General features: G+C 40.8%; 2 protein-coding genes. Both read left to right on the top strand.

The window, feature by feature from the left end; all coding sequences use genetic code 11:
* Positions 1–108: 108 nt before the first annotated feature.
* Positions 109–378: an RsmG family class I SAM-dependent methyltransferase gene (locus ADIWIN_RS11185; protein WP_438874657.1), complete on the top strand. Its 270-nt coding sequence runs from the start codon at positions 109–111 to the stop codon at positions 376–378.
* Positions 323–520 (top strand): RsmG family class I SAM-dependent methyltransferase (locus ADIWIN_RS22340; RefSeq protein WP_438874656.1); only part of this gene is annotated, 198 nt, incomplete at its 3' end. The genes ADIWIN_RS11185 and ADIWIN_RS22340, both read left to right, overlap by 56 nt.

Consider the following 520-nt stretch of genomic DNA (forward strand, 5'->3'; position numbering starts at 1 on the left):
ATCGCTGTCGAACTTGACAAACCTTTGGGAACGGTGAAAGCACAACTTCACCGATCAAGAGAACTATTATACGAAATTGCCAAGGGCAAAAATAAACATATTTAATTGATGAATGCAGACCATAAGCTGATCCAACATTATTTCCCAGAATTGAATGCCCAACAAATGGATCAATTTGAGCGCATGGGAGACCTTTATGTGGATTGGAACAGTAAGATCAATGTCATCAGTCGCAAGGACATGGAAAGTTTTTACATTCACCATGTGCTGCATTCTTTAGGAGTTGCAAAATTACTTTCTTTCGAACCCGGCACCAAGATTCTTGATATCGGTACGGGGGAGGATTCCCTGGGATCCCGCTGGCCATTTTATCCCTGAAGTACAATTTCACCTTGTAGATTCTATAGGGAAGAAAATAACTGTAGTAAAGGATGTGGTCAAGCAATTGGGGTTGAAAAATGTAGAGCCACAACAAGTGCGTGCAGAAAGTCTAGAAGACAGGAAGTATCATTTTATCATC

It is taken from the genome of Winogradskyella psychrotolerans RS-3, assembly GCF_000427335.1.
Lineage (GTDB): Bacteria > Bacteroidota > Bacteroidia > Flavobacteriales > Flavobacteriaceae > Winogradskyella > Winogradskyella psychrotolerans.

Bases quoted from the DNA above. Each gene is read 5' to 3' on its own strand.
- ADIWIN_RS11185 (WP_438874657.1), top strand. From the start codon at position 109: ATGAATGCAGACCATAAGCTGATCCAACATTATTTCCCAGAATTGAAT.